Below are 21,017 nucleotides of genomic sequence, written 5' to 3'. Positions count from 1 at the left end.
GCTCTCGAAGTATCCCGAGGCTATCATCATCCCTGACGAGACATCGGATGGGGTCTCAACGCTAGTCGCTCAGCCGAGGGCGCCGGCCACCACGCGCAGCGCAATTGCCAGCAGCATCACCCCGGTGATGCGATGCAGCCAGTGGGCGCGCGCCTGCAACCACGGCAGTATTCGCGAGTGGGTCAGCGACACTGCCACCAGTACGTACCAGCCGCCATCGATGATCATCGCCGTGGCGACAATGATCGCCTTGGCGGCCAGGCTCATCTCCGGCGTGACAAACTGACTGAGCAGGGCGATGAAGAACAGAATCAGCTTGGGGTTGCCCAGTGCCACCAGCATTCCCTCGCGGGCCGCCTGGCGGCGGGTGGTGGTCGCCGCGGTCGCCTCCAGCGCCGCTGCTCGACCGGCGCGCAGCGCCTTGATGCCGAGCCAGGCCAGGTAGGCCGCCCCACCCCAGGTAATGACCTGGAACAACGTAGGGAAGCGCACGATCAGCGCCCCCAGCCCCAGCACCGTCAGCAAGGCGTAGACTCCCACGCCAAAGGCGTGGGACAGTGCCGCCACGATGCCGGGTGCCCGCCCGCCGCCCAGGGTATGGCGCAGCACCAGGGCCAGGCTGGGTCCCGGCGACATCGCTCCCATGGCGCAGACGGCCACCAGCGACATCCATAATGAAAGCGGCATGGCGACTTCCCCTTCTCGTTCTTGTTCTGCTCAAAGCCATCTCAGGGCACCGCATCCGACGCCAGGATGCTAACGGTGGAATTGTCCTTCACGCTCCGGCTGCCACAGGATGGCGTCGATGCGCAGGTGCGCCTCGCCCCCGCCGGGCAGCGGCCAGTCGATCTCGTCACCGATGCGCAGGCCGATCAGGCCGGCACCGATCGGCGCCATCACCGACAGCCCATCCTCGGTGTTGGGCAGTGAATGCGGGTAGACCAGGGTGCGAGTCATCTGGCGGTTGCGCGTCAAGTCGGTGAACTGCACCTGGCTGTTCATGCTGACCACGTCCGCCGGGACCTCCTCCGGGTCGACCACCTCGCCCCGCTCGAGCTCCTCCTCGAGGCAATCGGCAACACAGCGATCCTTCTCGTTCGCCTGGTCGATGAGCCGCTGCAGCCTCTCGGCATCCAGGCGGTTGATGATAATGGGGGGACGGGACGACATATGACCTCCTGGCACCGCCTCGAACGTGTGCGGCATGCAACGAAAACAGCCCTTCGCCCGCCTTGGGGAGAAGGACTGCCGAAATGAAATGATAAGCCCAACGCGGGGGAATGTCAGGTCCGCCTGGCGCCTCCTAGCCTTTCGGGCGACGCCTCGATGTCACCAGCAGCACACCGGCCAACGCGATCAGCACAATGCCGACGAAGGCCCCCGGACTCTGCATCTGCCAGCCGAACAGCGCCAGCACCGCACCCAGGGCACCGAGCGCCCAAGCGAACCGCTTCACACCCATATCGCCACCTCATCTCGATTTTATCGTTCAGCATGCCGTCACGCGTGGCGTCATATCAAGGGAAGCGGGGGATAACCCCGCGCGATCTCTTGCCACCGCTTCGCTGCGGCTGGTTCGGCGCTGCCACCATGGCCTACGTTCAGAATGGCCCGTACAGAGCCAAGGGACTGGATCCGCCACAATGGGAGGTTGTCATGCGCTATCGCTACCTGGAAGCCAACGAAGGGGACTTCACCTTCCGCGAGGACAAGGAGACCGACCACGCCGAGGAGGAAGCGCGTCAGGCCTGCGCCAAGCTCAACGGCTCGGGCCCCTGAACTGACTGCCCGGCCAGAGTGGGCGTCCTCACGTTGACCGCACTGTCGGCCCGTGGCACAGGCTCATGCCACGGATCGCTTCGGTGCAGTGCTTCGAGCCGCGAGGAACGCGCCGACAAGCCATGCTGTCAAACCGCCAGGTAATGAATTCACAGGGTCTGGCATGAAGACACACGACACCTACCGTGACGACGGTGAGCCGGTCGTCCTCGAGGGCACCCTCGAGGAGAACGTGGCGCACTACTCGGAAGAGGGCTTCTGGGACAAGGTTGGCGACAGCGCCCGCAAGGCGGGGAAGAAGACCCTCGAGCCCGCGCTGAAGATGTACTATTCGGCCCAGGATCCCAGCACTCCGCTATGGGCCAAAACCGCCATCTATGGCGCGCTTGGCTACTTCATCTCGCCCATCGACGCCATCCCCGACCTGACTCCCCTGCTCGGCTATACCGACGACATGAGCATCCTGGCCGGCGCACTCGTTATCGTCGCGGCCAAGATCAACGACAAGCACCGAGAGAAAGCCAAGGCTACCTTGGCCAGGTGGTTCGGGTAATGCCCGACTGACCATGCTCGGGAAGACAAAGCCGTAAACGCAAAAAGTCGCTCATGAGCGACTTTTTCCGATGGTAACGGCGGTCGGACTCGAACGGCGCGGCGTTCGCGACTTCACTATCCACCCAGTCCACAGGTCGCTTACGCAGGGTGCCGTCCTGATTGAGCTCGCTTTCGCCTCGGCTTGCCGGCGGTGGCCGGCTCGCGCCAGCTCAAGACGCCACCTTGATGGCCTCAATTATGGTTAGACGGCCCGTGGTGAATGCCCCGGTGTCGATGTAGTGGACGTTGCCGAGTGTGGTTGGCTCGTCAAGAATGGTGTGGCCCACCACTACGGCATCGATGTTGGCGACCGGTGTTGTTTCCATACGGCTGATGCGGGTACGGCTCCAGACAAGTTGCCGACTATCGACAATTTCAATGTCCGCCCAATCGGCGGGCGGCTCGGCGTGAACCATGCCGATCTGCTTGCCGGCCACTTCAACCTGGCGAGCATGAGGCAGGTAGCGCAGGGCTTCGCCGAGGATGATGCGTACCTCCTGTGCTTCTTCCAGATATACCCAACTGCCGCCATTCATTTGCCAAAGATCCCAGGCCTTGCCGGTATCCCGAAATGCGTCATGGGCCAACATTTCGTGGTTCCCGCGCACGCCGTAGAACCAAGGTTCGAATGCCAGCGAGAGACACTTGAAGCTGTCGGCGCCACGATCGATCAGATCACCTACGCAGAACAAACGGTCGACCTTCTTGTCGAAGTCGACGCTGCGCATGGCATGCATTAGCAAATCGAACTGCCCATGGATGTCCCCGACGAAGAAATCACGACCCTTGTTGTTTGCCTCATGCTTTTCCAACCGGTTCATAGCTCCAGCTCCTGGTTGCGCTCCCTTAATGCGAACCGACGCTCTCCTCGTCGAAAGCCTGGGCGACGCCAGCACCCACAGCCAGATGACCAGGCTCTCTAAGCCGAGCCTCTCTCGCAGCCAGGCCGAAGACGCGCCCCGGCCGAGTATCTCGTCCTGCTGGGCGGCGGTATTGACATGGGCGTGGCTAACTACATCAAAGTAGACACCGGTCGGCGGATTTCGGCGTGCCCGCCAGCACGCTAAGGGTCGCGTTTCCGATGTCGATCGGCTTCATGCCATCTCAGCCCTGGTCACGGTATTCTTCGTGGTCCTCATCCAGGCTCTGCAGCCGAAGTGGAACTTCTTTTCAATGCGCTGCGCAATTGGCTGACCGACAACCTCACCTGGTGCTTCCGCTCGCCGAGCGTCGACAAGGCGAGACAAATGGGCAAGGACCTACGCCTCCAGGGAAGAACGTAGAGCACAATCAACAACCAGCTGCAGGTGTTCAAGCGAGTGCTCAACCTGGCCTATCGGGGAGTGCGACTGGATCGACCAGCCTCGGGTCGACAAGGTCAGAAGCGGTGGCCGAAGAACGCGGCACGTTTACCTGACCTCCGACGAGCTTTGGCAGCTGCTGCTGGCCATTTCGGACAGTTGCGACTAGGACAAGCGAGTCACTACTTCACCGACCTGCACTTTCACGACCTGCGGCATAGCTACGCGCACATATTCGACGCTGGACTGAATGCGATCGCCATCCGGTTGCCTCGGCCAGATACGACCGACTGCGACCAATCACTGGAGAAAGGGAGGAAAAAGGAAGCGGAAGGACCGTCAACTTATTGGTTGGATGTGGTACCGGCGGTCGGACTCGAACCGACAAGCACTTGCGTGCGGCGGATTTTGAATCCGCTGCGTCTACCAATTCCGCCACGCCGGCAGCGCCGAGCATTATACGTGGCCGGTGCGACAGGTCAATCGGCAGGCCTGACGCGAGGGACGATTTTGGGTATCCTTGCCGGCTGTTTCGGGTTGCCCGGCAGCCACGAGCGAACCCATTCCACGATCCTCAGCGGACCGACCTGCATGCAGCGTGCCGACTTCCACTATGAGCTCCCCGAGGAGCTGATCGCCCGCTATCCGTCCGAACGACGCAGCGACTGCCGGCTGCTATGCGTGAGCGGCGAGACCGGCGAGCGCATCCATCGCCGCTTCACCGACCTGGTGGAGCTGCTCGAACCCGGCGACCTGCTGGTGTTCAACGACACCCGTGTGATCCCGGCACGGCTGCACGGCCACAAGGCCAGCGGCGGCAAGGTGGAGATGCTGCTGGAGCGCCCGCTGGACGCCCATCGCGGCCTGGCCCACATCCGTTCCAGCAAGTCGCCCAAGCCGGGCACCGAGTTGATCCTCGAAGGCGACGTGCGCGCCGTGGTCGAGGGCCGACGCGAGGCGCTGTTCGAGCTGCGCTTTCTCGGCGAAACGCCGCTGATCGAACTACTTGAGCGCCACGGGCACATGCCGCTGCCGCCCTATATCGATCGTGCCGACGAGCTCGGCGACCGCGACCGCTACCAGACCGTCTACGCCCGTCGCGACGGCGCCGTGGCCGCACCCACGGCGGGGCTTCACTTCGATGAGCCGCTGCTGGAACGCCTGGCGGCGAAAGGCGTCGAAAGCGCCTTCGTCACCCTGCATGTGGGCGCCGGCACCTTCCAGCCGGTGCGCGCCGACGACATCCGCGAGCACAAGATGCACAGCGAGTGGATCGAGGTGAACGAGACGGCTTGCGAACAAGTGCGTATGGCCCAGGCCCGCGGCAGGCGTGTCATCGCCGTGGGCACCACCAGCGTGCGCTGCCTGGAGAGCGCCTGTGCGGCGAGCGAAGACGGCGAGATCGCCCAGTTCAGCGGCGAGACCGATATCTTCATCTATCCCGGCTATGCGTGGCGCTGCGTGGATGCGTTGATCACCAACTTCCACCTCCCCGAGTCGACCCTTTTGATGCTGGTCTCCTCCTTCGCCGGGTATGAGACCACCATGGCGGCCTATCGCGACGCCGTGGCCGAACGCTACGCCTTCTTCAGCTATGGCGACGCCATGTTTCTTAGCCGCAAGACGGCCTGAGCGCGCTCAGCACGTCTTGTTCTGATATCGAGATATCCATGCGTAACGAATGCTTCATGTCCTTCGAGCGGCTGGCCTGCGACGGCCGAGCCCGCCGCGGTCGCCTCACCTTCCCCCGCGGCACGGTCGAGACGCCGGCGTTCATGCCGGTGGGTACCTACGGCACGGTCAAGGGCATGACGCCCGCCTCGGTGGAGGAGATCGGCGCCGAGATCATCCTCGGCAATACCTTCCACCTGTGGCTGCGCCCCGGCACCGAGGTGATCGAGGCCCACGGCGACCTGCACGACTTCTCCCAGTGGCACAAGCCGATCCTCACCGACTCCGGTGGCTTCCAGGTCTTCTCGCTGGGCGAGATGCGCAAAATCACCGAGGAGGGGGTGCACTTCCGCTCGCCGGTGGATGGCGCGAAGGTGTTCATGGGCCCGGAGGAGTCGATGGCGGTGCAGCGCTCGCTGGGCTCGGACGTGGTGATGATCTTCGACGAGTGCACGCCCTACCCGGCTACCGAGAAGGAGGCCGAGCTCTCCATGGAGCGCTCGCTGCGCTGGGCCAAGCGCTCCCGCGATGCCCACGGCAGCTCCCCCTCGGCGCTGTTCGGCATCATCCAGGGCGGCATGTACCCGGAACTGCGCCGGCGCTCGCTGGAGGGTCTGCTCGAGATCGGCTTCGACGGCCTGGCCATCGGCGGCCTCTCGGTGGGGGAGCCCAAGGAAGAGATGATCCGCGTGCTCGACTACCTGCCACGGTGGATGCCCGAGGATACCCCGCGCTACCTGATGGGCGTGGGCAAGCCCGAGGACCTGGTGGAGGGCGTGCGCCGCGGCGTCGACATGTTCGACTGCGTGATGCCCACCCGCAATGCACGAAACGGCCATCTTTTCACTGCCGAAGGCACGATAAAGATCCGCAACGCCAAGCATCGCCACGACACCCGGCCGCTGGAGGAGAATTGCGACTGCTACACCTGCCGGCACTTCTCGCGAGGGTATCTGCACCACCTGGATCGTTGCGGCGAAATGCTCGGCTCAATGCTCAATACGATCCACAACTTGCGCTATTATCAGCGGCTGATGGCCGGTTTGCGCGGTGCCATCGAAGCGGGTACATTGGCTGACTTCGTGGAAGGCTACTATGCGCAGCGGGGGCTGCCGGTACCTGACGCCCCGGATTCTTGACCGATCGGCGGCGCCGATCGACGAACTCTCATTCGCGACCCAACTTACCTTCAGGAGACACTCCCCTCATGCTGGATTTCTTTATCTCTCCGGCCATGGCCCAGGACGCGGGCGCCGCGGGCGGCGGCATCGCCCAGATCGTCATGCTGGTCGGCTTCGTTCTGATCTTCTACTTCCTGCTGTGGCGCCCTCAGGCCAAGCGGGCCAAGCAGCATCGTGAGCTGGTCGGCGGCATATCCAAGGGCGACGAAGTAGTGATCGGCGGCGGCCTGGTGGGCCGTGTGACCAAGGTGGGCGATGAGTTCCTCACCCTGGAAATCGCCGAGAATACCGAGGTCAACGTGCAGAAGAACGCCGTGGCCAACGTGCTGCCCAAGGGCACCATCAAGTCCATCTGACGTCGACGTCCCTCGCCCTTGCCGACGGCCCCACCGGGGTCGGGTGACGGCGAGGGCCGTTCAGCGGCCGGATGCCTCGCCCTGCCAAGGGCTCGGGCATGCGGCCGCGCTGCCGTCCCGTAGCCTTCTCACGCAACCTAGGGCAGGGCTCCCATGCTCAACCGTTACCCCTTGTGGAAGTATCTGCTGATACTCATCGTGCTGTTCGTCGGTCTGGTCTATTCATTGCCCAACCTCTTTCCCGAGGACCCGGCGGTACAGATCAGCAGCGCTCAGGGCGATTCCACCATCGATGACGCGCAACTCGACCGTCTCCAGCAGACCCTGCGCGACGCCGATATCGAGATCAAGGCCATCGAACGCGACGAGACTCGCGTCCTGATCCGCCTCGACGATCCCGATCATCAGCTGCGCACCCGCGACCTGGCGGCCGAACAGCTCGGCGACGACTACGTGGTCGCGCTCAATCTCGCCGAATCCACCCCCGACTGGCTGCAGGGGCTCTCCGCCTCGCCCATGACCCTGGGCCTGGACCTGCGCGGCGGCGTGCACTTTCTGCTCGAAGTCGACATGGAAGCGGCACTGACCCAGCGCCTCGAGGTCAACGCCAGCGCCATCCGCGAACAGCTGCGCAGCGAGCGCATCCGCTATCGCGGCACCGAGATCGAGGATCGTACGCTCTCCATCGCCTTCGGCAGCGAAGAGGATCGCGATGCCGCACGCCGGCTGATCAGCCGCGAGTTCCCCGGCTTCGAGTACGCCAGCGAGCAGCAGGGCCGCGCCGCGCTGCTGGTCATGACGCTGACCGAGCAGACGGTGAACGAGATCCAGGACTACGCCATCAACCAGAACCTGACCACCCTGCGCAACAGGGTCAACGAGCTGGGCGTGGCCGAGCCGCTGGTGCAGCGTCAGGGGCCGGATCGCATCGTGGTCGAGCTACCCGGCGTGCAGGACACCGTGGCCGCCAAGCGCGTGGTGGGCGCCACCGCCAACCTGGAATTCCGCCTCGAGGCGCGCCCCGACACGCCGGATGCCGAGACCGAGACATTCAGCTTCCGTAACACCCCCTCGCGCACCGCCGACCTGATGCGCGACGTGATCATTACCGGCGACAGCGTTTCCAGCGCCAGCCGCAGCTTCGACGAGAACGGCCGCCCCCAGGTCAACATCAACCTGGACGGCACCGGCGGCACACTGATGAACCGCGCCACGCGCACCAACATCGGCCGCAACATGGCGGTGCTGTTCATCGAGCACAAGACCCGCGACCGTACGGTGATGGAAGACGGCGAGCCGGTCATCGTGCGCGAGCCTTACACCGAGCGCGGCATCATCAGCCTGGCCACTATCCAGAGCGCGCTGGGCAACAGCTTCCGCATCACCGGACTCGACTCGCCCACCGAGGCGGCCGATCTCGCCCTGCTGCTGCGCTCCGGCTCGCTGGCCGCACCGATCTACTTCGTACAGGAGCGCACCATCGGCCCAAGCCTCGGTGCCGAGAACATCGAGCGCGGCATCCTGTCGGTACAGATCGGCCTGCTGCTCGTGGTGCTGTTCATGCTGATCCGCTACAAGGTGTTCGGCATCTTCGCCAACGTCGCCCTGGCACTGAACCTGACCCTGCTGGTGGCCGCCATGTCGCTGCTCGGCGCCACCCTGACGCTGCCCGGCATCGCCGGCATCGTGCTGACGCTGGGCATGGCGGTGGATGCCAACGTGCTGATCTTCGAGCGCATACGCGAGGAGCTGCGCGGTGGTCTCTCGGTCCAGCAAGCGATCCATGCCGGCTACGAGCGCGCCTTCAGTTCCATCGTCGACGCCAATATCACCACCCTGCTGGTGGCGGTCATTCTGTTCTCGATCGGCACCGGTCCGGTCAAGGGCTTTGCCGTGACCCTGTCGCTGGGGATCCTCACCTCGCTGTTCACCGCCCTGATGGTGACCCGCGCGATGGTGAACCTCAGCTACGGCGGCAAACCGGTCAAGAAGCTCTGGATCTAAGGCTCACCAACTTGAGGTGGTTATGAAGACCCTCGTCATCCGTCAGATCGACTTCATGGGCAAGCGCCGGATCGCCTTTGCGCTCTCCGGCCTGCTGATCCTGCTGTCGATCGCTTCGCTGTTGTTCCAGCAGCTCAACCTGGGACTGGACTTCACCGGCGGCACACTGGTCGAGGTCCGCTATGGCGTCGCGCCCTCTCTGGACGCGGTACGTCAGACCCTGGAAGCCGCCGAGTTCCGTGACGTCTCGGTACAGACCTTCGGTGCCTCCAACGAGGTGCTGATTCGCCTGCAGCAGGCCTTCGACGCCGAGGTGGGCGACCGCGTGGTCGAGCTGCTGCGCGCCGAGGGCGACGCGGTCGAGCTGGTGCGCGCCGAGTTCGTCGGCGCCCAAGTCGGCGAGCAATTGCGCGACCAGAGTGGCCTGGGCCTGCTGGTGGCACTGGGCGTGGTGATGCTCTACGTCGCCTTTCGCTTCCAGTACAAGTTCGCCATCGGCGCCCTGCTGGCGCTGATACACGACGTGATCGTCGTGGTCGGCATATTCTCGCTGTTCCAGCTGGAGTTCGACCTGACGGTGCTGGCCGCGCTGCTGGCCGTGATCGGCTACTCGCTTAACGACACCATCGTCGTCTACGATCGCATCCGCGAAACCATCCGCACCTCGCGCATCGAGGACATGCCGGCGATCTTCAACGAAGCCATTAATCTGACCCTGTCGCGCACGCTGGCGACCTCCGGCACCACGCTGCTGGTGCTGCTGGCGCTACTGGTGCTCGGCGGCGACATGATCCATTACTTCTCCATCGCCCTGATCGTCGGCATCGTGGTGGGTACCTTCTCCTCCATCTACGTGGCGGCCGCCCTGCTGCTCACCGTCAAGCTGGAGCGCAAGGACCTGATCCCGCCGAAGAAGGAGGCGGATGAAGAGGAGGAGCAGCTGCCCTGAGGAGAGCATCGTAACTTGATGCGCTCTGGAGCCTTTCCTTTCTTCTGGATTTGCAAAGCAAGACCGCCCCCGCAGCGCTGCTGCGGGGGCGGTCTTGTTTCGGGTCTAGGCTTTCGCTCAGAAATGAGGCTTGAGCTGCTGCACCAGCGCCTTGAACAGGCGCGGACCTGCGGCCATCAACTGGCCTTCGGTTTCCACCGAGGGCTGGCCGTCCGGCGTTCCCAGCAGCGCCCCGGCCTCCTTGAGCAGCAGGCTTCCGACCAGGCGATCCTGCTCTTCGAGACCCAGCACGAAAGCGGCATCCGCCCGGCCCGCGGCGAGTTCGGCCAGATCGAGCAGGCCGCTACCGGTGGCCAATTGGGCCTCGATCTGCGGGCCGAGCTGCTGGATCAGGGTCAGGTAGGCTGGCAGCAGGCGCGTACGGTAACCGCTCTCGGGCAATCCCATGGCCACGCGCGTGCCGGGGATGGCGGTCGTCTTGGATACGCGGATGCGCTTGCCGTTGTGCTGGGCGCCGCGGCCGCGGCTGGCCAGGTATTCGTCGTCGCTGAAGGGGCAGATCACCACCGCATGCTCCGGGCGACCCTTCACCAGGCAGACCACCGACAGGGCGCAGCCGCTGCCGGCCACCCCCAGACTGGAGTAGCCGTGGAAGGGCTCGATCCGCCATTCGATGTCCCGCCCTTCGCCTTCGCCGGCGCGGTGCGGGGTGAAACGGCCAATGACACCGTGCTGAGGGTAGCCACGGCTGAGCTGACGCACGATCAGCGTCTCGGCGTTACGCGCGGTATCTTCGAGCAGACGCTCGAGATTGTGTTCTTCGTGTGCGTTTTCGATGCGCTCACGAATGCGCAAGAACTGTTCGGCGGCGCTGCGCGTGGCGCGCAGCGCAAATTGGACCATCGGATGCATGATCGGGCCTTGGAGCGTCGGTGATGTTAAAGAACAGGCTAGTTCGAACGATGGAGTGGGGTCGAACGTGTCGGCGCGCATCCTAGCAGAGTCGCGCCCCCTGCGCCATCGTCGGGGTGCCGTGGTAGACTCGCCCTTTCCCATGGACACGACGGAAATCCGCGAGGCCGCCCCGCATGCTCGACCGTATTCGCATCGTGCTGATCGGCACCAGCCATCCCGGCAATATCGGCGCCACCGCTCGCGCCATGCACAATATGGGGTTGTCTGACCTGGCTCTGGTCGCGCCGCGCTGCGAACCGCTGACCAGCGACAGCATCTCGCGGGCATCAGGCGCCGATCATATCGTGCATGCCGCCCGGGTGGTCGGGAGCCTGGTGGAGGCCATCGCCGACTGCACCCTGGCGGTGGGCGCCAGCGCCCGCTCGCGCACCCTGCCGTGGCCGATGATCGCGCCGCGCGAGCTGGGCAGCCGCCTGCCGCTCGAGCTGGCCGACGCCGAGGCGCGAGTCGCCTTGGTCTTCGGCCGCGAGGACAGCGGTCTCTCCAACGCCGAGCTGCAGCGCTGCCACGCTCACGTGCACATCCCCACCAACCCGGACTTCAGCTCGCTCAACCTGGCCGCCGCGGTGCAGGTGCTGGCCTACGAATGCCGCCTGGCGTGGCTCGAAGCCGGAAGCGACGTCGACGCACAGGACGATGAGCCGCACCAGCCGTTGGCCAGTCACCGGGAGCTCGAGCACTACTTCGCTCATCTCGAGCGCACCCTGATCGCCATCGGCTTTCACGACCCAACGCAGCCGCGCCAGCTGATGGCTCGATTGCGCCGCTTCACCCTGCGCGCCCGCCCCGAGCGCATGGAGCTCAATATTCTGCGCGGCATCCTTTCAGCCACGGAGAAATGTAGCGCCACGCCGGGGAGCGAGCGGGACGAGGGAACGCCTTGAACGCGACCCGCCGCGCCCCCATATGGTGAGATTGTTCCCCCCGCCGCCCAGGCCGCTCAACCGCCACCAAGGACCGCTGCATGTTTCAACGACTGCGCGAGGACATCAACAGCGTATTCGCCCGTGACCCGGCGGCGCGCAACTTCCTGGAAGTGCTGACCAACTATCCGGGGTTGCACGCGCTGCTGCTGCATCGCCTCGCCCACTGGCTGTGGCAGCGCCATCTCAAGTGGCTGGCGCGCACCCTGTCGACCTTCTCGCGCTGGCTCACCGGCATCGAGATCCACCCCGGGGCGAGAATCGGCCGGCGCTTTTTTATCGACCACGGCATGGGCGTGGTGATAGGCGAGACCGCCGAAGTCGGTGATGACGTCACGCTCTACCAGGGCGTAACGCTGGGAGGGACGAGCTGGCACAAGGGCAAGCGTCACCCCACCCTCGAGGCCGGCGTCATCGTCGGCGCCGGGGCCAAGATCCTAGGACCGTTCACCGTCGGCGCCGGGGCCAAGGTCGGCTCCAATGCCGTGGTCACTAAGGAGGTGCCCGCCGGCGCCACGGTGGTGGGCATCCCCGGCAAGATCGTCAAGCGCGCCGAGCCGGACGCCGCCGAAGCGCTCGAGATCGATCCCGAGCGCCGCGAAGCGATGCGTCGGAAGTTCGGCTTCGATGCCTACGGTGTGAGCGAGGACATGCCCGACCCCGTGGCGCGCTCGATCCAGGCCATGCTCGATCACATGCATGCGGTCGACCAGCGTATCGAACGCATGTGCGGCACGCTGCGCAAGCTCGACGACAACTACCGCGAGGGCAAGCTGCCGGCGCTGCGCAACGAGGATTTCGCCGACGTCCTGTCCGATGTCGACTCCTGCTGCGGCCCGACTCGTGCAGCCGACACGGCCGCTTCCGAATCGGAACATGACGAGGATCAAGGTGGGCGTCCATCCTCATCCGGCAATGGTTGACCACTAAGGTCAGGCTTTACCATAATGGCGCTCTGTTGACGTGGCTCGCTGCCGATGGCGAGCCGCCGCGAACCGAAGGCCGGGATTTTCCGTGCCGGGTTTCGCCCCATCGCGTCGGATGAGCCCGCCATGCGCTTGACAACCAAGGGACGCTACGCCGTCACCGCCATGCTCGACCTGGCCCTGAACGCCGACAAGGGACCCACCTGTCTGGCCGACATCTCGCGCCGCCAGGAGATCTCGCTGCCCTATCTGGAACAGCTCTTCGCGCGCCTGCGGCGCGCCGAACTGGTCAAGAGCGTGCGCGGCCCGGGAGGAGGCTACCTGCTGGCGGCGCCCATGGGCGAGATTTCTATCTCGCGGGTGATCGATGCCGTCGACGAATCCGTGGACGCCACGCGCTGCCAGGGCCTGTCGGATTGCCAGCAAGGCGATACCTGCCTGACCCACTTTCTATGGTGCGACCTATCGGACCAGATTCGCGGTTTTCTCGACAGCATTACCCTCGCCCAACTGGTCGAGAATGGCGAGGTCCGTCGTATTGCCGCTCGCCAGCGCAGTCGCCGCGACGACGACACCATCCTGACCTCCTCGCCCTAAGCCGCCCTGCGGCGAGGCCAGACCGGAGACACCGCGAGCCATGAGCGCCCTCATCTATCTCGATTATGCCGCCACCACCCCGGTTGATCCGCGCGTCGCCGAGGCGATGAGCCGTCACCTCACCCTTGACGGCAACTTCGCCAATCCCGCCTCGCGCAGTCATATGCTGGGCTGGCAGGCGGAACAGGCCGTCGAGAGCGCACGCCGCCAGGTCGCCGACCTGATCGCAGCCGACCCGCGCGAGATCGTCTGGACCAGCGGCGCCACCGAGGCCGACAACCTGGCGCTGATCGGCTTCATGCGCGCCAACCGCGAGCGTGGGCGGCATCTGGTGACCTCCGTCATCGAGCACAAGGCAGTGGTGGACACGGCGGTAGCACTCGAGGCCGAGGGCTTCGAAGTGACCTGGCTGACTCCGGGTGCCGACGGTCGCGTCACGCCCGCCCAACTGCGCGAGGCCATGCGCCCCGACACGGTACTGGTCTCGTTGATGGCGGTGAACAACGAGTTGGGCTGCATCCACGAGCTGGCGGCCCTGGCCGAGGTGGTACACGCCGGCGGCGCCATGCTCCACGTCGATGCCGCCCAGGCAGTGGGACGCCTCGACCTCGACGTGAATCGCCTGGGCGTCGACCTGATGTCGCTCTCCGGGCACAAGGTCTACGGGCCCAAGGGCGTCGGGGCATTGTACGTCAGGCGCAGCCCGGACATTCGCCTCGAGGCACTGATTCACGGTGGCGGCCACGAGCGCGGCATGCGCTCCGGCACCCTGCCCACCCATCAGATCGTCGGCATGGGTGAGGCCTTCGCCCTGGCCGCGGCCGAAGGCGAGGCCGACCAGGCAAGAATCCTGGCACTGCGGAACCGCCTGCTCGACGGACTGTCCGATCTGGATGGCATCCACCGCAACACCGATATCTCGGTCGCGGTGCCCAACATCGTCAACCTGGCTTTCGAGGGTGTCGACGGCGAATCGCTGCTGATGGCGCTGCGCAGCATCGCCCTGTCGACCGGTTCGGCCTGCAATTCCGCTAGCGTCGAACCATCCTATGTATTGAAGGGTATCGGCGTACCACGCTCGCTGGCACTGGCCTCGCTGCGCTTCAGTTTCGGTCGCTTCACCACCGATGCCGATATCGACGCGGCGCTGGATGCGCTGCATCATGCACTTCCAGGGTTACGCCGCTAGGCTTGTGGAACCGGCCCGGCGACTCATTTTGCTGCAGGAGAACCCACCATGGCGCAACTTTCGATCACCACCACCGCCGCCGAGCAGATCCAACGGGTGCTCGAGGAGCGTGGCCACGGCCTGGGCCTGCGGGTCTCGGTCAAGCCCAGCGGCTGCTCAGGCTATAGCTACGTACTGGATTTTGCCGACGTGGCGGCCAACGACGACGTGACCTTCGAGGAACACGGCGTGACCGTCTTCGTCGCACCCGAAGCGCTGGAGATGCTCGACGGCAGCGAAGTCGACTACGTCTCGGAGGGGCTCAACCGCTTCTTCCGTTTCAACAATCCCAACGTCAAGGATCAGTGCGGGTGCGGCGAGAGCTTCTCCGTCTGAGCATGCCGGCGCGGGGCCGACGATTGTTCAACGCCCGCCGGCAGCGGTATACTCTGCGCCCACTGTTTCTTCGCCGAGGCAGCGCTGACGGCTCGACCGACCAAGCGACGCCGAACGCATCTTGAATCCGTAGCGCCGCGCCGCGCCGGCTTCCCCGGGAGCCCGGTGCGTCGTGGCGCTATCCCCATACGCATCAATCGTCAAATCAGATCAACGGGAGAGGCCCCATGGCTACCGAACGCACCCTGTCCATCATCAAGCCCGACGCCGTCGCCAAGAACGCCATCGGCGAAATCATCGCCCGCTTCGAGAAGGCCGGCCTGCAGGTCGTCGCCGCCAAGATGCTGCATCTCTCCCAGCAGCAGGCAGAAGGCTTCTACGCCGAGCACAAGGAACGCCCCTTCTTCAAGGATCTGGTAGGCTTCATGACGTCCGGCCCGGTAGTGGTGCAGGTGCTAGAAGGCGACAACGCCATCGCCAAGAACCGTGAGCTGATGGGCGCCACCAACCCCAAGGAAGCCGCCCCGGGCACCATTCGCGCCGACTTCGCCGAGACCATCGACGCCAACGCCGTGCACGGCTCCGATTCGCCGGAGTCCGCCCAGCGCGAGGTGGCCTATTTCTTCAATGCCGACGAGATCTGCCCGCGTTAAGCCGTCTTCGGCCCGCCGTGCCCTTCGCGGGGGCGCTCCAGTCCCCGCTCTCGTCCCGCCCCGACCTACGTGATGCCATGAACGCCACCACCGCCCAACGCACCAACCTGCTCGGCATGACTCGCGAGGAGATGGAAGCCTTCTTCCTCTCCATCGGCGAGAAGAAGTTCCGTGCCGCCCAGGTGATGAAGTGGATTCATCACGACGGCTGCGACGACTTCGAAGCCATGACCAACCTCTCCAAGACCTTGCGTAACCGACTGGCCGAAGTGGCCGAGATCCGCGGTCCCGGCGTGGTCTACGAAGGCACGTCCAACGACGGTACCCGCAAGTGGGTATTGGAGGTGGAGGATGGCAGCTACGTCGAGACCGTGCTGATTCCAGCCGACAACGGCAAGCGCCGCACCCTCTGCGTGTCGTCCCAGGTGGGCTGTTCGCTCGACTGCAGCTTCTGTTCGACCGGAAAGCAGGGCTTCCAGCGCAACCTTTCCGCCGCCGAGATCATCGGCCAGGTCTGGGTTGCCCAGCGCAGCGTCGGGCCACGCAAGGATACCGCCAACCGTCCGGTGACCAACGTGGTGATGATGGGCATGGGCGAGCCGCTGATGAACTACGACAACGTGGTGCCGGCGATGAAACTGATGCTCGACGATAACGGCTACGGGCTCTCCAAGCGCCGCGTGACGCTGTCGACCTCGGGGGTGGTGCCGATGCTCGACCGTCTTGGCGACGAACTCGACGTGAGCCTGGCGATCTCGCTGCACGCGGCCAACGACGAGTTGCGCAGCGAACTGGTTCCGCTCAATCGCAAGTACAACATCCGCGCCCTGCTCGATGCCTGTCAGCGCTACCTGGCAAAGTGCGACGACACGCGCATGGTGACCATCGAGTACACCCTGATCAAGGACGTCAACGATCAGCAGGAGCACGCCCGCCAACTGGCCGAGCTGCTGCGCGAGCTGCCGTGCAAGATCAACCTGATCCCCTTCAACCCCTTCCCCCATTCGGGCTACGAGAAGCCGTCGCGCAACCAGGTGATGCGCTTTCAGCAGTGGCTCTACGAACTGGGCTATACGGCGCCGGTTCGCACTACCCGCGGCGACGACATCGATGCCGCCTGCGGTCAGCTGGTCGGACGGGTGAAGGATCGCACGCGGCGCCACGAGCGCTATATCCGCTCGATCCAGATCGACGCCGACTGAGCCGGGGTCGCCTTGACTTCAACCCGTCGCGGCGCTTTGATGGACAGGCTTTTTTTGGCCCCGAGCCCGATCGGCCACGCGCCGGCTAGTGGCGTGATGGCCTGCCGCGACCGACGAGCCCCCGACCAAGAGGATGCCATGACGCGCTTCCCCATCCTGCCGAGCCGATGCATGCCGCTGTTTACGATCGTGGTCGGGTCGCTGTGGCTGGCTGGCTGCGCGGCGTCTTCGGGACTGGGTGGGAACAACGGCGAGGAGCCCACCGAGGCGCTCACCGAACTGGGCATGGCCTATCTCGAGCGCGACAATCTCCCTCGCGCCATGTCGGCGCTAAGCCGCGCCCTCGAACGGGACCCCGACGACCCAGAGGCCCTGCAGGCCATGGCCATCGTCTACCAGCGCCAGGGCGAGAACGAGCTTGCCGACGAGACGTTCCGGCGCGCGCTGGATGCCGAACCCGGCAACAGCCGGGCGCGCAATAACTATGCGGCTTTTCTCTATGACCGCGGCCAGGTGCGGCGCGCCTGCGAGCAGCTCGAGCTCGCCGCGCGCGACCCACACTACGCCAGCCGGGCCCAGCTGTTCGCCAACCTCGGGCAATGCCAGCGGGAGCTCGGCGACGTCGAACAGGCGCGCCAGAGCCTGGAGCGGGCGAAAAGCCTGGATCCGCGCAACCCGCGCAGCTATTTCACCCTGGCCGAGCTGGAACTCGACCAGGGCAACCCCCAGCGTGCCCGGCAGCAGCTGGAGATCTTCGTACGGCTGGCAGGAATGACGCCAGGCGCCCAGGCGCTGGCCGAGGAAATCGCCGCCGCCCCGAACATGTCCGTCACGCCCGGCCGGGCAAGCAGTGACGTTCCCTGATCAACGATTCATGACGAAGGATGCTCAGCCATGAGCGACAGCCACAACATCGATGCCGTCGACTTCGGGACCCAGGCCTCCCCAGGCGAGCAACTGCGCCGCGAGCGCGAGACGCAGGGCCTGTCCCGCGAGGAGGTCGCCACGGCGCTCAACCTGCGCCCCGCCGTCGTCGCCGGGCTCGAGGAGGACAGCTACGACCAGGTACCGGTGGCCACCTATCGCCGTGGGTACCTGCGCGCCTACGCCCGCCTGCTGGGCATGGACGACCGTCCCGTGCTGCAGGCCTACAGCGAGCGCTTCGCCACCCAGGAGGCCGAGCATCGCGTGACGCCGGTACAGGTGACCCGCCCCCCATCGCGTATCGGGGCCTGGCTGTTCCGGCTGGTGACCCTGCTGGTGATCGCCGGCCTGATCGGCCTGACGCTGGTCTGGTGGCAGAGCCGCGACGGCAACGAACCGCCCACGGTCGACGAGAGCGGCCCGGTGTCGGTCGATACCATCGACGGCAACACCACACTGGTCGAGGAGGCGCCGCGCGAGGAAGTCGAGGAGGCCATGCCGCCGCTGCCCGAGGAGGGCGTGGATCCGATCAGTGGCGAGGCGCCGGCCGCCCCGACGCCTTCCACCGAGGTCGATCCCACCGGCGCCGAGCTGATCGCCGCCATGAGCGAGGCGGAGAGCGTCACGCCGGAGCCGGCAGAGGAGCCGGCCCAGCCCGCCGAGTCATCGGACATCGTCGCGGAGGATGAGCCGCAGGAGCCGGCCGAGGCGCCGGCAACCGAAGACCGTCGCGTGCTGGAGCTGGCCTTCAACGAGCAGTCCTGGACCGAGATCTTCGACGCCAACGATCGGCGTGTTTTCGTCGGACTGCAGGAACCCGGCACCACGGCAACCGTCGAAGGGGAGCCCCCGTTTCGCCTGACCATCGGCAACGCCTCTGCCGTGGAGCTGAGCTGGGCCGGAGAGAGCGTCGACCTGGGCGCTCGCGCCGGGGCCAACAACGTCGCCCGTTTCACCCTGGGAGAGTAATGCATATGCATTCCCCATCGCCCATCGTTCGTCGTAAGTCGCGCCAGATCCATGTCGGCAAGGTGCCGGTGGGAGGCGATGCCCCCATTTCGGTGCAGAGCATGACCAACACCGACACCCTGGACGTGGCCGCCACCGTCGAACAGATCCAGCGCCTCGAGACAGCCGGCGCCGATATCGTGCGCGTCTCGGTGCCGAGCATGGATGCCGCCGAGGCCTTCGGACGCATCAAGCGACAGGTGAACGTGCCCTTGGTCGCCGATATCCACTTCGACTACAAGATCGCCCTGCGCGTCGCCGAGCTCGGCGTCGACTGTCTGCGTATCAACCCCGGCAACATCGGCAAGGAGGAGCGCGTTCGCGCGGTGGTCAGCGCCGCTCGCGACAACGGCATCCCGATCCGCATCGGTGTCAATGCCGGCTCGCTGGAGAAGGACCTGCAGAAGAAGTACGGCGAACCCACGCCGGAGGCACTGGTCGAATCCGCCATGCGCCACATCGATCATCTCGATCGCCTCGACTTCCCCGACTTCAAGGTCAGCGTCAAGGCCAGCGACGTATTCATGGCCGTGGCCGCCTATCGCCAGCTCGCCGCACGGATCGAGCAGCCGCTGCATCTCGGCATCACCGAAGCCGGCGGACTGCGTTCAGGCACCGTCAAGTCATCCATCGGCCTTGGCATGCTGCTGATGGACGGCATCGGCGACACCATCCGGGTCTCGCTCGCCGCCGACCCGGTCGAGGAGATCAAGGTCGGCTACGACATGCTCAAGAGCCTGCGCCTGCGCAGCAAGGGCATCAACTTCGTCGCCTGCCCCAGTTGCTCGCGTCAGAACTTCGACGTGATCGCCACCATGAACGCCCTCGAGGAGCGTCTCGAGGACATCATGACCCCGCTCGACGTCTCGGTGATCGGCTGCGTGGTCAACGGCCCCGGCGAAGCCAAGGAGAGCGAGATCGGGCTCACCGGCGGCAGTCCCGCCAACCTCGTCTACATCGACGGCAAGCCGGCCACCAAGCTGCGCAACGACCACCTGGTCGACGACCTGGAGCGAATGATTCGCGACCGGGTACGTGCGAAAGAGCAGGCCGAGAAGGACGTGATCGCCCGCGGGGAGTAAACTCGCCGGCGACCATCAAGGAGCCAGTCTTGAGCAAGAAGAAGATCCAGGCCATTCGTGGCATGAACGACCTGTTGCCGGACCAGACGGCGCGGTGGCAATACTTCGAGAGCACGGTCCAGGCGCTGATGCGCCGCTATGGCTACGCCGAGATCCGCACGCCCATCGTCGAGCAGACGGCACTGTTCGCCCGCTCCATCGGCGAGGTCACCGACATCGTCGAGAAGGAGATGTACACCTTCGATGATCGCAACGGCGATAGTCTGACACTGCGCCCCGAGGGCACGGCGAGCTGCGTGCGTGCCGCCATGGAGCACGGCCTGCTGCACAACCAGACCCAGCGGTTGTGGTACCAGGGCCCGATGTTTCGCCACGAACGACCCCAGAAGGGGCGCTACCGCCAGTTCCATCAGGTCGGCCTGGAGGCCTTCGGCCTGGAAGGGCCGGACATCGACGCCGAGGTGATCCTGCTCACGGCGCGGCTGTGGGAGGAGTTGGGCCTCATCGAGCACGTCACCCTGGAACTCAACTCGCTGGGCTCCAACGAGGCGCGCTCCGCCTACCGCGACCGGCTTGTAGCCTACTTCGAGCAGCATCGCGACCAGCTCGACGAGGACTCCCTGCGCCGGCTGTCGAGCAATCCGCTGCGCATTCTCGACTCCAAGAACCCGGACATGGCGCCCATGCTGAACGATGCGCCAAGGCTCATGGATCACCTCGACGACGACTCTCGCGAGCACTTCCAGGGCCTTACCGCCCTGCTCGAGGCCGCCGGCATCGACTACGTGATCAATCCGCGCCTGGTGCGTGGTCTCGACTACTACTGCCGCACCGTGTTCGAGTGGACCACTTCTGCCCTGGGCAGCCAGGGCACGGTGTGCGCCGGCGGCCGCTATGACGGCCTGGTCGAGCAGCTCGGCGGCAAGCCGACCCCGGCGGTGGGCTTCGCCATGGGTATCGAACGCCTGATTCTGCTGCTCGAGACGCTCGAGCTCGTACCCGAGGCCGCCCTGGACGAGCTGGATCTCTACGTGCTGCCCATGGACGATGGCGCCACCGCCGAGGCCATGCTGGTCGCCGAGCGCCTGAGAAGCGAACTGCCCACGCTGCGGCTGCAGCTGCACTGCGGTGGCGGCAGCTTCAAGAGCCGGATCAAGAAGGCCGACAGGAGCGGCGCTCGCCTGGCGCTGCTGCTTGGCGAGGACGAGCTGCGACAGAGCCGCGCGACACTGAAGTTCCTGCGTGAGGAGCGCGATCAGTTGAGTCTGTCCCAGGATGCGTTGGCCGCGACGCTCGCCCCTCTGGTGGCCGTTGGGCACACCTGAAAC

At 65.3% G+C, this 21,017-nt stretch carries 23 protein-coding genes and 1 tRNA gene; 18 read left to right on the top strand and 6 right to left on the bottom strand.

The window, feature by feature from the left end; all coding sequences use genetic code 11:
* Nucleotides 1–69 precede the first annotated feature (69 nt).
* The 3 genes from CYJ07_RS14980 to CYJ07_RS20345 form a co-directional block, all read right to left on the bottom strand.
* Entirely contained in the window at nt 70–687 is a 618-nt protein-coding gene (locus CYJ07_RS14980) for a LysE family translocator (protein WP_104204514.1), read from the bottom strand.
* A gap of 69 nt (nt 688–756) precedes the next feature.
* Nucleotides 757–1,170, bottom strand: a complete 414-nt coding sequence (gene rnk, locus CYJ07_RS14975; protein WP_104204513.1) for a nucleoside diphosphate kinase regulator — start codon at nt 1,168–1,170, stop codon at nt 757–759.
* A 133-nt stretch (nt 1,171–1,303) separates the two neighbouring features.
* Nucleotides 1,304–1,462, bottom strand: a complete 159-nt coding sequence (locus CYJ07_RS20345; protein WP_156085511.1) for a hypothetical protein — start codon at nt 1,460–1,462, stop codon at nt 1,304–1,306.
* Between the two features lie 194 nt (nt 1,463–1,656).
* Between CYJ07_RS20345 and CYJ07_RS20775 the strand changes: the two genes are divergently transcribed.
* Nucleotides 1,657–1,779, top strand: coding sequence for a hypothetical protein (locus tag CYJ07_RS20775; protein ID WP_269320551.1), 123 nt, complete (start codon nt 1,657–1,659; stop codon nt 1,777–1,779).
* A 163-nt stretch (nt 1,780–1,942) separates the two neighbouring features.
* Nucleotides 1,943–2,332, top strand: a complete 390-nt coding sequence (locus CYJ07_RS14970) for a YkvA family protein (protein ID WP_104204512.1) — start codon at nt 1,943–1,945, stop codon at nt 2,330–2,332.
* Nucleotides 2,333–2,543: 211 nt separating this feature from the next.
* On the opposite strand, the gene CYJ07_RS14965 is transcribed toward CYJ07_RS14970, so the two are convergent.
* Together CYJ07_RS14965 and CYJ07_RS14960 are read right to left on the bottom strand one after the other, a co-directional pair.
* On the bottom strand, nt 2,544–3,194 hold the full coding sequence (locus CYJ07_RS14965; protein WP_104204511.1) for a metallophosphoesterase: 651 nt from the start codon (nt 3,192–3,194) through the stop codon (nt 2,544–2,546).
* An 838-nt stretch (nt 3,195–4,032) separates the two neighbouring features.
* Nucleotides 4,033–4,119, bottom strand: a tRNA-Leu gene (locus CYJ07_RS14960).
* A gap of 146 nt (nt 4,120–4,265) precedes the next feature.
* Here CYJ07_RS14960 and queA point away from each other — a divergent pair.
* From queA to secF, 5 genes are all read left to right on the top strand, one after another.
* Nucleotides 4,266–5,306, top strand: coding sequence for a tRNA preQ1(34) S-adenosylmethionine ribosyltransferase-isomerase QueA (queA, locus tag CYJ07_RS14955; protein WP_104204510.1), 1,041 nt, complete (start codon nt 4,266–4,268; stop codon nt 5,304–5,306).
* A 56-nt stretch (nt 5,307–5,362) separates the two neighbouring features.
* On the top strand, nt 5,363–6,484 hold the full coding sequence (gene tgt, locus CYJ07_RS14950) for a tRNA guanosine(34) transglycosylase Tgt (RefSeq protein ID WP_479688553.1): 1,122 nt from the start codon (nt 5,363–5,365) through the stop codon (nt 6,482–6,484).
* 68 nt (nt 6,485–6,552) lie between these two features.
* Nucleotides 6,553–6,882 carry a preprotein translocase subunit YajC gene (gene yajC, locus CYJ07_RS14945; protein ID WP_104204508.1) on the top strand — a complete coding sequence of 110 codons (330 nt, stop codon included), beginning with the start codon at nt 6,553–6,555 and terminating at the stop codon, nt 6,880–6,882.
* 153 nt (nt 6,883–7,035) lie between these two features.
* Complete coding sequence (secD, locus tag CYJ07_RS14940; protein WP_104204507.1) at nt 7,036–8,886, top strand: protein translocase subunit SecD; 1,851 nt, start codon at nt 7,036–7,038, stop codon at nt 8,884–8,886.
* A gap of 22 nt (nt 8,887–8,908) precedes the next feature.
* The gene (secF, locus tag CYJ07_RS14935) at nt 8,909–9,835 is read left to right on the top strand and encodes a protein translocase subunit SecF (RefSeq protein ID WP_104204506.1); all 927 of its coding nucleotides are present in this window, start codon (nt 8,909–8,911) and stop codon (nt 9,833–9,835) included.
* Nucleotides 9,836–9,952: 117 nt separating this feature from the next.
* On the opposite strand, the gene CYJ07_RS14930 is transcribed toward secF, so the two are convergent.
* The gene (locus CYJ07_RS14930) at nt 9,953–10,747 is read right to left on the bottom strand and encodes an inositol monophosphatase family protein (RefSeq protein WP_104204505.1); all 795 of its coding nucleotides are present in this window, start codon (nt 10,745–10,747) and stop codon (nt 9,953–9,955) included.
* A 176-nt stretch (nt 10,748–10,923) separates the two neighbouring features.
* Here CYJ07_RS14930 and trmJ point away from each other — a divergent pair, with 176 nt between their 5' ends.
* From trmJ to hisS, 11 genes are all read left to right on the top strand, one after another.
* Nucleotides 10,924–11,694: a tRNA (cytosine(32)/uridine(32)-2'-O)-methyltransferase TrmJ gene (trmJ, locus tag CYJ07_RS14925; RefSeq protein ID WP_104204504.1), complete on the top strand. Its 771-nt coding sequence runs from the start codon at nt 10,924–10,926 to the stop codon at nt 11,692–11,694.
* Between the two features lie 80 nt (nt 11,695–11,774).
* A complete protein-coding gene (gene cysE, locus CYJ07_RS20845; RefSeq protein ID WP_104204503.1) occupies nt 11,775–12,656 on the top strand; it encodes a serine O-acetyltransferase in 882 nt (293 codons plus the stop codon).
* Nucleotides 12,657–12,785: 129 nt separating this feature from the next.
* Nucleotides 12,786–13,256 carry a Fe-S cluster assembly transcriptional regulator IscR gene (iscR, locus tag CYJ07_RS14915; protein WP_104204502.1) on the top strand — a complete coding sequence of 157 codons (471 nt, stop codon included), beginning with the start codon at nt 12,786–12,788 and terminating at the stop codon, nt 13,254–13,256.
* A 40-nt stretch (nt 13,257–13,296) separates the two neighbouring features.
* Nucleotides 13,297–14,445, top strand: coding sequence for an aminotransferase class V-fold PLP-dependent enzyme (locus CYJ07_RS14910; RefSeq protein ID WP_104204501.1), 1,149 nt, complete (start codon nt 13,297–13,299; stop codon nt 14,443–14,445).
* A gap of 48 nt (nt 14,446–14,493) precedes the next feature.
* The gene (locus CYJ07_RS14905; RefSeq protein ID WP_104204500.1) at nt 14,494–14,820 is read left to right on the top strand and encodes a HesB/IscA family protein; all 327 of its coding nucleotides are present in this window, start codon (nt 14,494–14,496) and stop codon (nt 14,818–14,820) included.
* 227 nt (nt 14,821–15,047) lie between these two features.
* Nucleotides 15,048–15,473 carry a nucleoside-diphosphate kinase gene (gene ndk / locus CYJ07_RS14900; protein WP_104204499.1) on the top strand — a complete coding sequence of 142 codons (426 nt, stop codon included), beginning with the start codon at nt 15,048–15,050 and terminating at the stop codon, nt 15,471–15,473.
* 77 nt (nt 15,474–15,550) lie between these two features.
* Complete coding sequence (rlmN, locus tag CYJ07_RS14895; protein WP_104204498.1) at nt 15,551–16,675, top strand: dual-specificity RNA methyltransferase RlmN; 1,125 nt, start codon at nt 15,551–15,553, stop codon at nt 16,673–16,675.
* A 138-nt stretch (nt 16,676–16,813) separates the two neighbouring features.
* Nucleotides 16,814–17,539 carry a type IV pilus biogenesis/stability protein PilW gene (gene pilW / locus CYJ07_RS14890; RefSeq protein WP_104204497.1) on the top strand — a complete coding sequence of 242 codons (726 nt, stop codon included), beginning with the start codon at nt 16,814–16,816 and terminating at the stop codon, nt 17,537–17,539.
* A 30-nt stretch (nt 17,540–17,569) separates the two neighbouring features.
* Entirely contained in the window at nt 17,570–18,568 is a 999-nt protein-coding gene (locus CYJ07_RS14885; RefSeq protein WP_104204496.1) for a RodZ domain-containing protein, read from the top strand.
* A 5-nt stretch (nt 18,569–18,573) separates the two neighbouring features.
* Nucleotides 18,574–19,689 (top strand): flavodoxin-dependent (E)-4-hydroxy-3-methylbut-2-enyl-diphosphate synthase, encoded by a 1,116-nt coding sequence (gene ispG / locus CYJ07_RS14880; protein WP_104204539.1) that lies wholly within the window; start codon nt 18,574–18,576, stop codon nt 19,687–19,689.
* A gap of 29 nt (nt 19,690–19,718) precedes the next feature.
* Nucleotides 19,719–21,014: a histidine--tRNA ligase gene (hisS, locus tag CYJ07_RS14875; RefSeq protein ID WP_104204495.1), complete on the top strand. Its 1,296-nt coding sequence runs from the start codon at nt 19,719–19,721 to the stop codon at nt 21,012–21,014.
* The last annotated feature ends 3 nt before the right edge of the window (nt 21,015–21,017 follow it).

This window comes from Billgrantia saliphila (genome assembly GCF_002930105.1).
Lineage (GTDB): Bacteria > Pseudomonadota > Gammaproteobacteria > Pseudomonadales > Halomonadaceae > Halomonas > Halomonas saliphila.
This window is presented reverse-complemented; position numbering and strand designations above follow the sequence as displayed.

Bases quoted from the DNA above. Each gene is read 5' to 3' on its own strand.
- CYJ07_RS14980 (WP_104204514.1), bottom strand. From the start codon at position 687: ATGCCGCTTTCATTATGGATGTCGCTGGTGGCCGTCTGCGCCATGGGA.
- rnk (WP_104204513.1), bottom strand. From the start codon at position 1,170: ATGTCGTCCCGTCCCCCCATTATCATCAACCGCCTGGATGCCGAGAGG.
- CYJ07_RS20345 (WP_156085511.1), bottom strand. From the start codon at position 1,462: ATGGGTGTGAAGCGGTTCGCTTGGGCGCTCGGTGCCCTGGGTGCGGTG.
- CYJ07_RS20775 (WP_269320551.1), top strand. From the start codon at position 1,657: ATGCGCTATCGCTACCTGGAAGCCAACGAAGGGGACTTCACCTTCCGC.
- CYJ07_RS14970 (WP_104204512.1), top strand. From the start codon at position 1,943: ATGAAGACACACGACACCTACCGTGACGACGGTGAGCCGGTCGTCCTC.
- CYJ07_RS14965 (WP_104204511.1), bottom strand. From the start codon at position 3,194: ATGAACCGGTTGGAAAAGCATGAGGCAAACAACAAGGGTCGTGATTTC.
- queA (WP_104204510.1), top strand. From the start codon at position 4,266: ATGCAGCGTGCCGACTTCCACTATGAGCTCCCCGAGGAGCTGATCGCC.
- tgt (WP_479688553.1), top strand. From the start codon at position 5,363: ATGTCCTTCGAGCGGCTGGCCTGCGACGGCCGAGCCCGCCGCGGTCGC.
- yajC (WP_104204508.1), top strand. From the start codon at position 6,553: ATGCTGGATTTCTTTATCTCTCCGGCCATGGCCCAGGACGCGGGCGCC.
- secD (WP_104204507.1), top strand. From the start codon at position 7,036: ATGCTCAACCGTTACCCCTTGTGGAAGTATCTGCTGATACTCATCGTG.
- secF (WP_104204506.1), top strand. From the start codon at position 8,909: ATGAAGACCCTCGTCATCCGTCAGATCGACTTCATGGGCAAGCGCCGG.
- CYJ07_RS14930 (WP_104204505.1), bottom strand. From the start codon at position 10,747: ATGCATCCGATGGTCCAATTTGCGCTGCGCGCCACGCGCAGCGCCGCC.
- trmJ (WP_104204504.1), top strand. From the start codon at position 10,924: ATGCTCGACCGTATTCGCATCGTGCTGATCGGCACCAGCCATCCCGGC.
- cysE (WP_104204503.1), top strand. From the start codon at position 11,775: ATGTTTCAACGACTGCGCGAGGACATCAACAGCGTATTCGCCCGTGAC.
- iscR (WP_104204502.1), top strand. From the start codon at position 12,786: ATGCGCTTGACAACCAAGGGACGCTACGCCGTCACCGCCATGCTCGAC.
- CYJ07_RS14910 (WP_104204501.1), top strand. From the start codon at position 13,297: ATGAGCGCCCTCATCTATCTCGATTATGCCGCCACCACCCCGGTTGAT.
- CYJ07_RS14905 (WP_104204500.1), top strand. From the start codon at position 14,494: ATGGCGCAACTTTCGATCACCACCACCGCCGCCGAGCAGATCCAACGG.
- ndk (WP_104204499.1), top strand. From the start codon at position 15,048: ATGGCTACCGAACGCACCCTGTCCATCATCAAGCCCGACGCCGTCGCC.
- rlmN (WP_104204498.1), top strand. From the start codon at position 15,551: ATGAACGCCACCACCGCCCAACGCACCAACCTGCTCGGCATGACTCGC.
- pilW (WP_104204497.1), top strand. From the start codon at position 16,814: ATGACGCGCTTCCCCATCCTGCCGAGCCGATGCATGCCGCTGTTTACG.
- CYJ07_RS14885 (WP_104204496.1), top strand. From the start codon at position 17,570: ATGAGCGACAGCCACAACATCGATGCCGTCGACTTCGGGACCCAGGCC.
- ispG (WP_104204539.1), top strand. From the start codon at position 18,574: ATGCATTCCCCATCGCCCATCGTTCGTCGTAAGTCGCGCCAGATCCAT.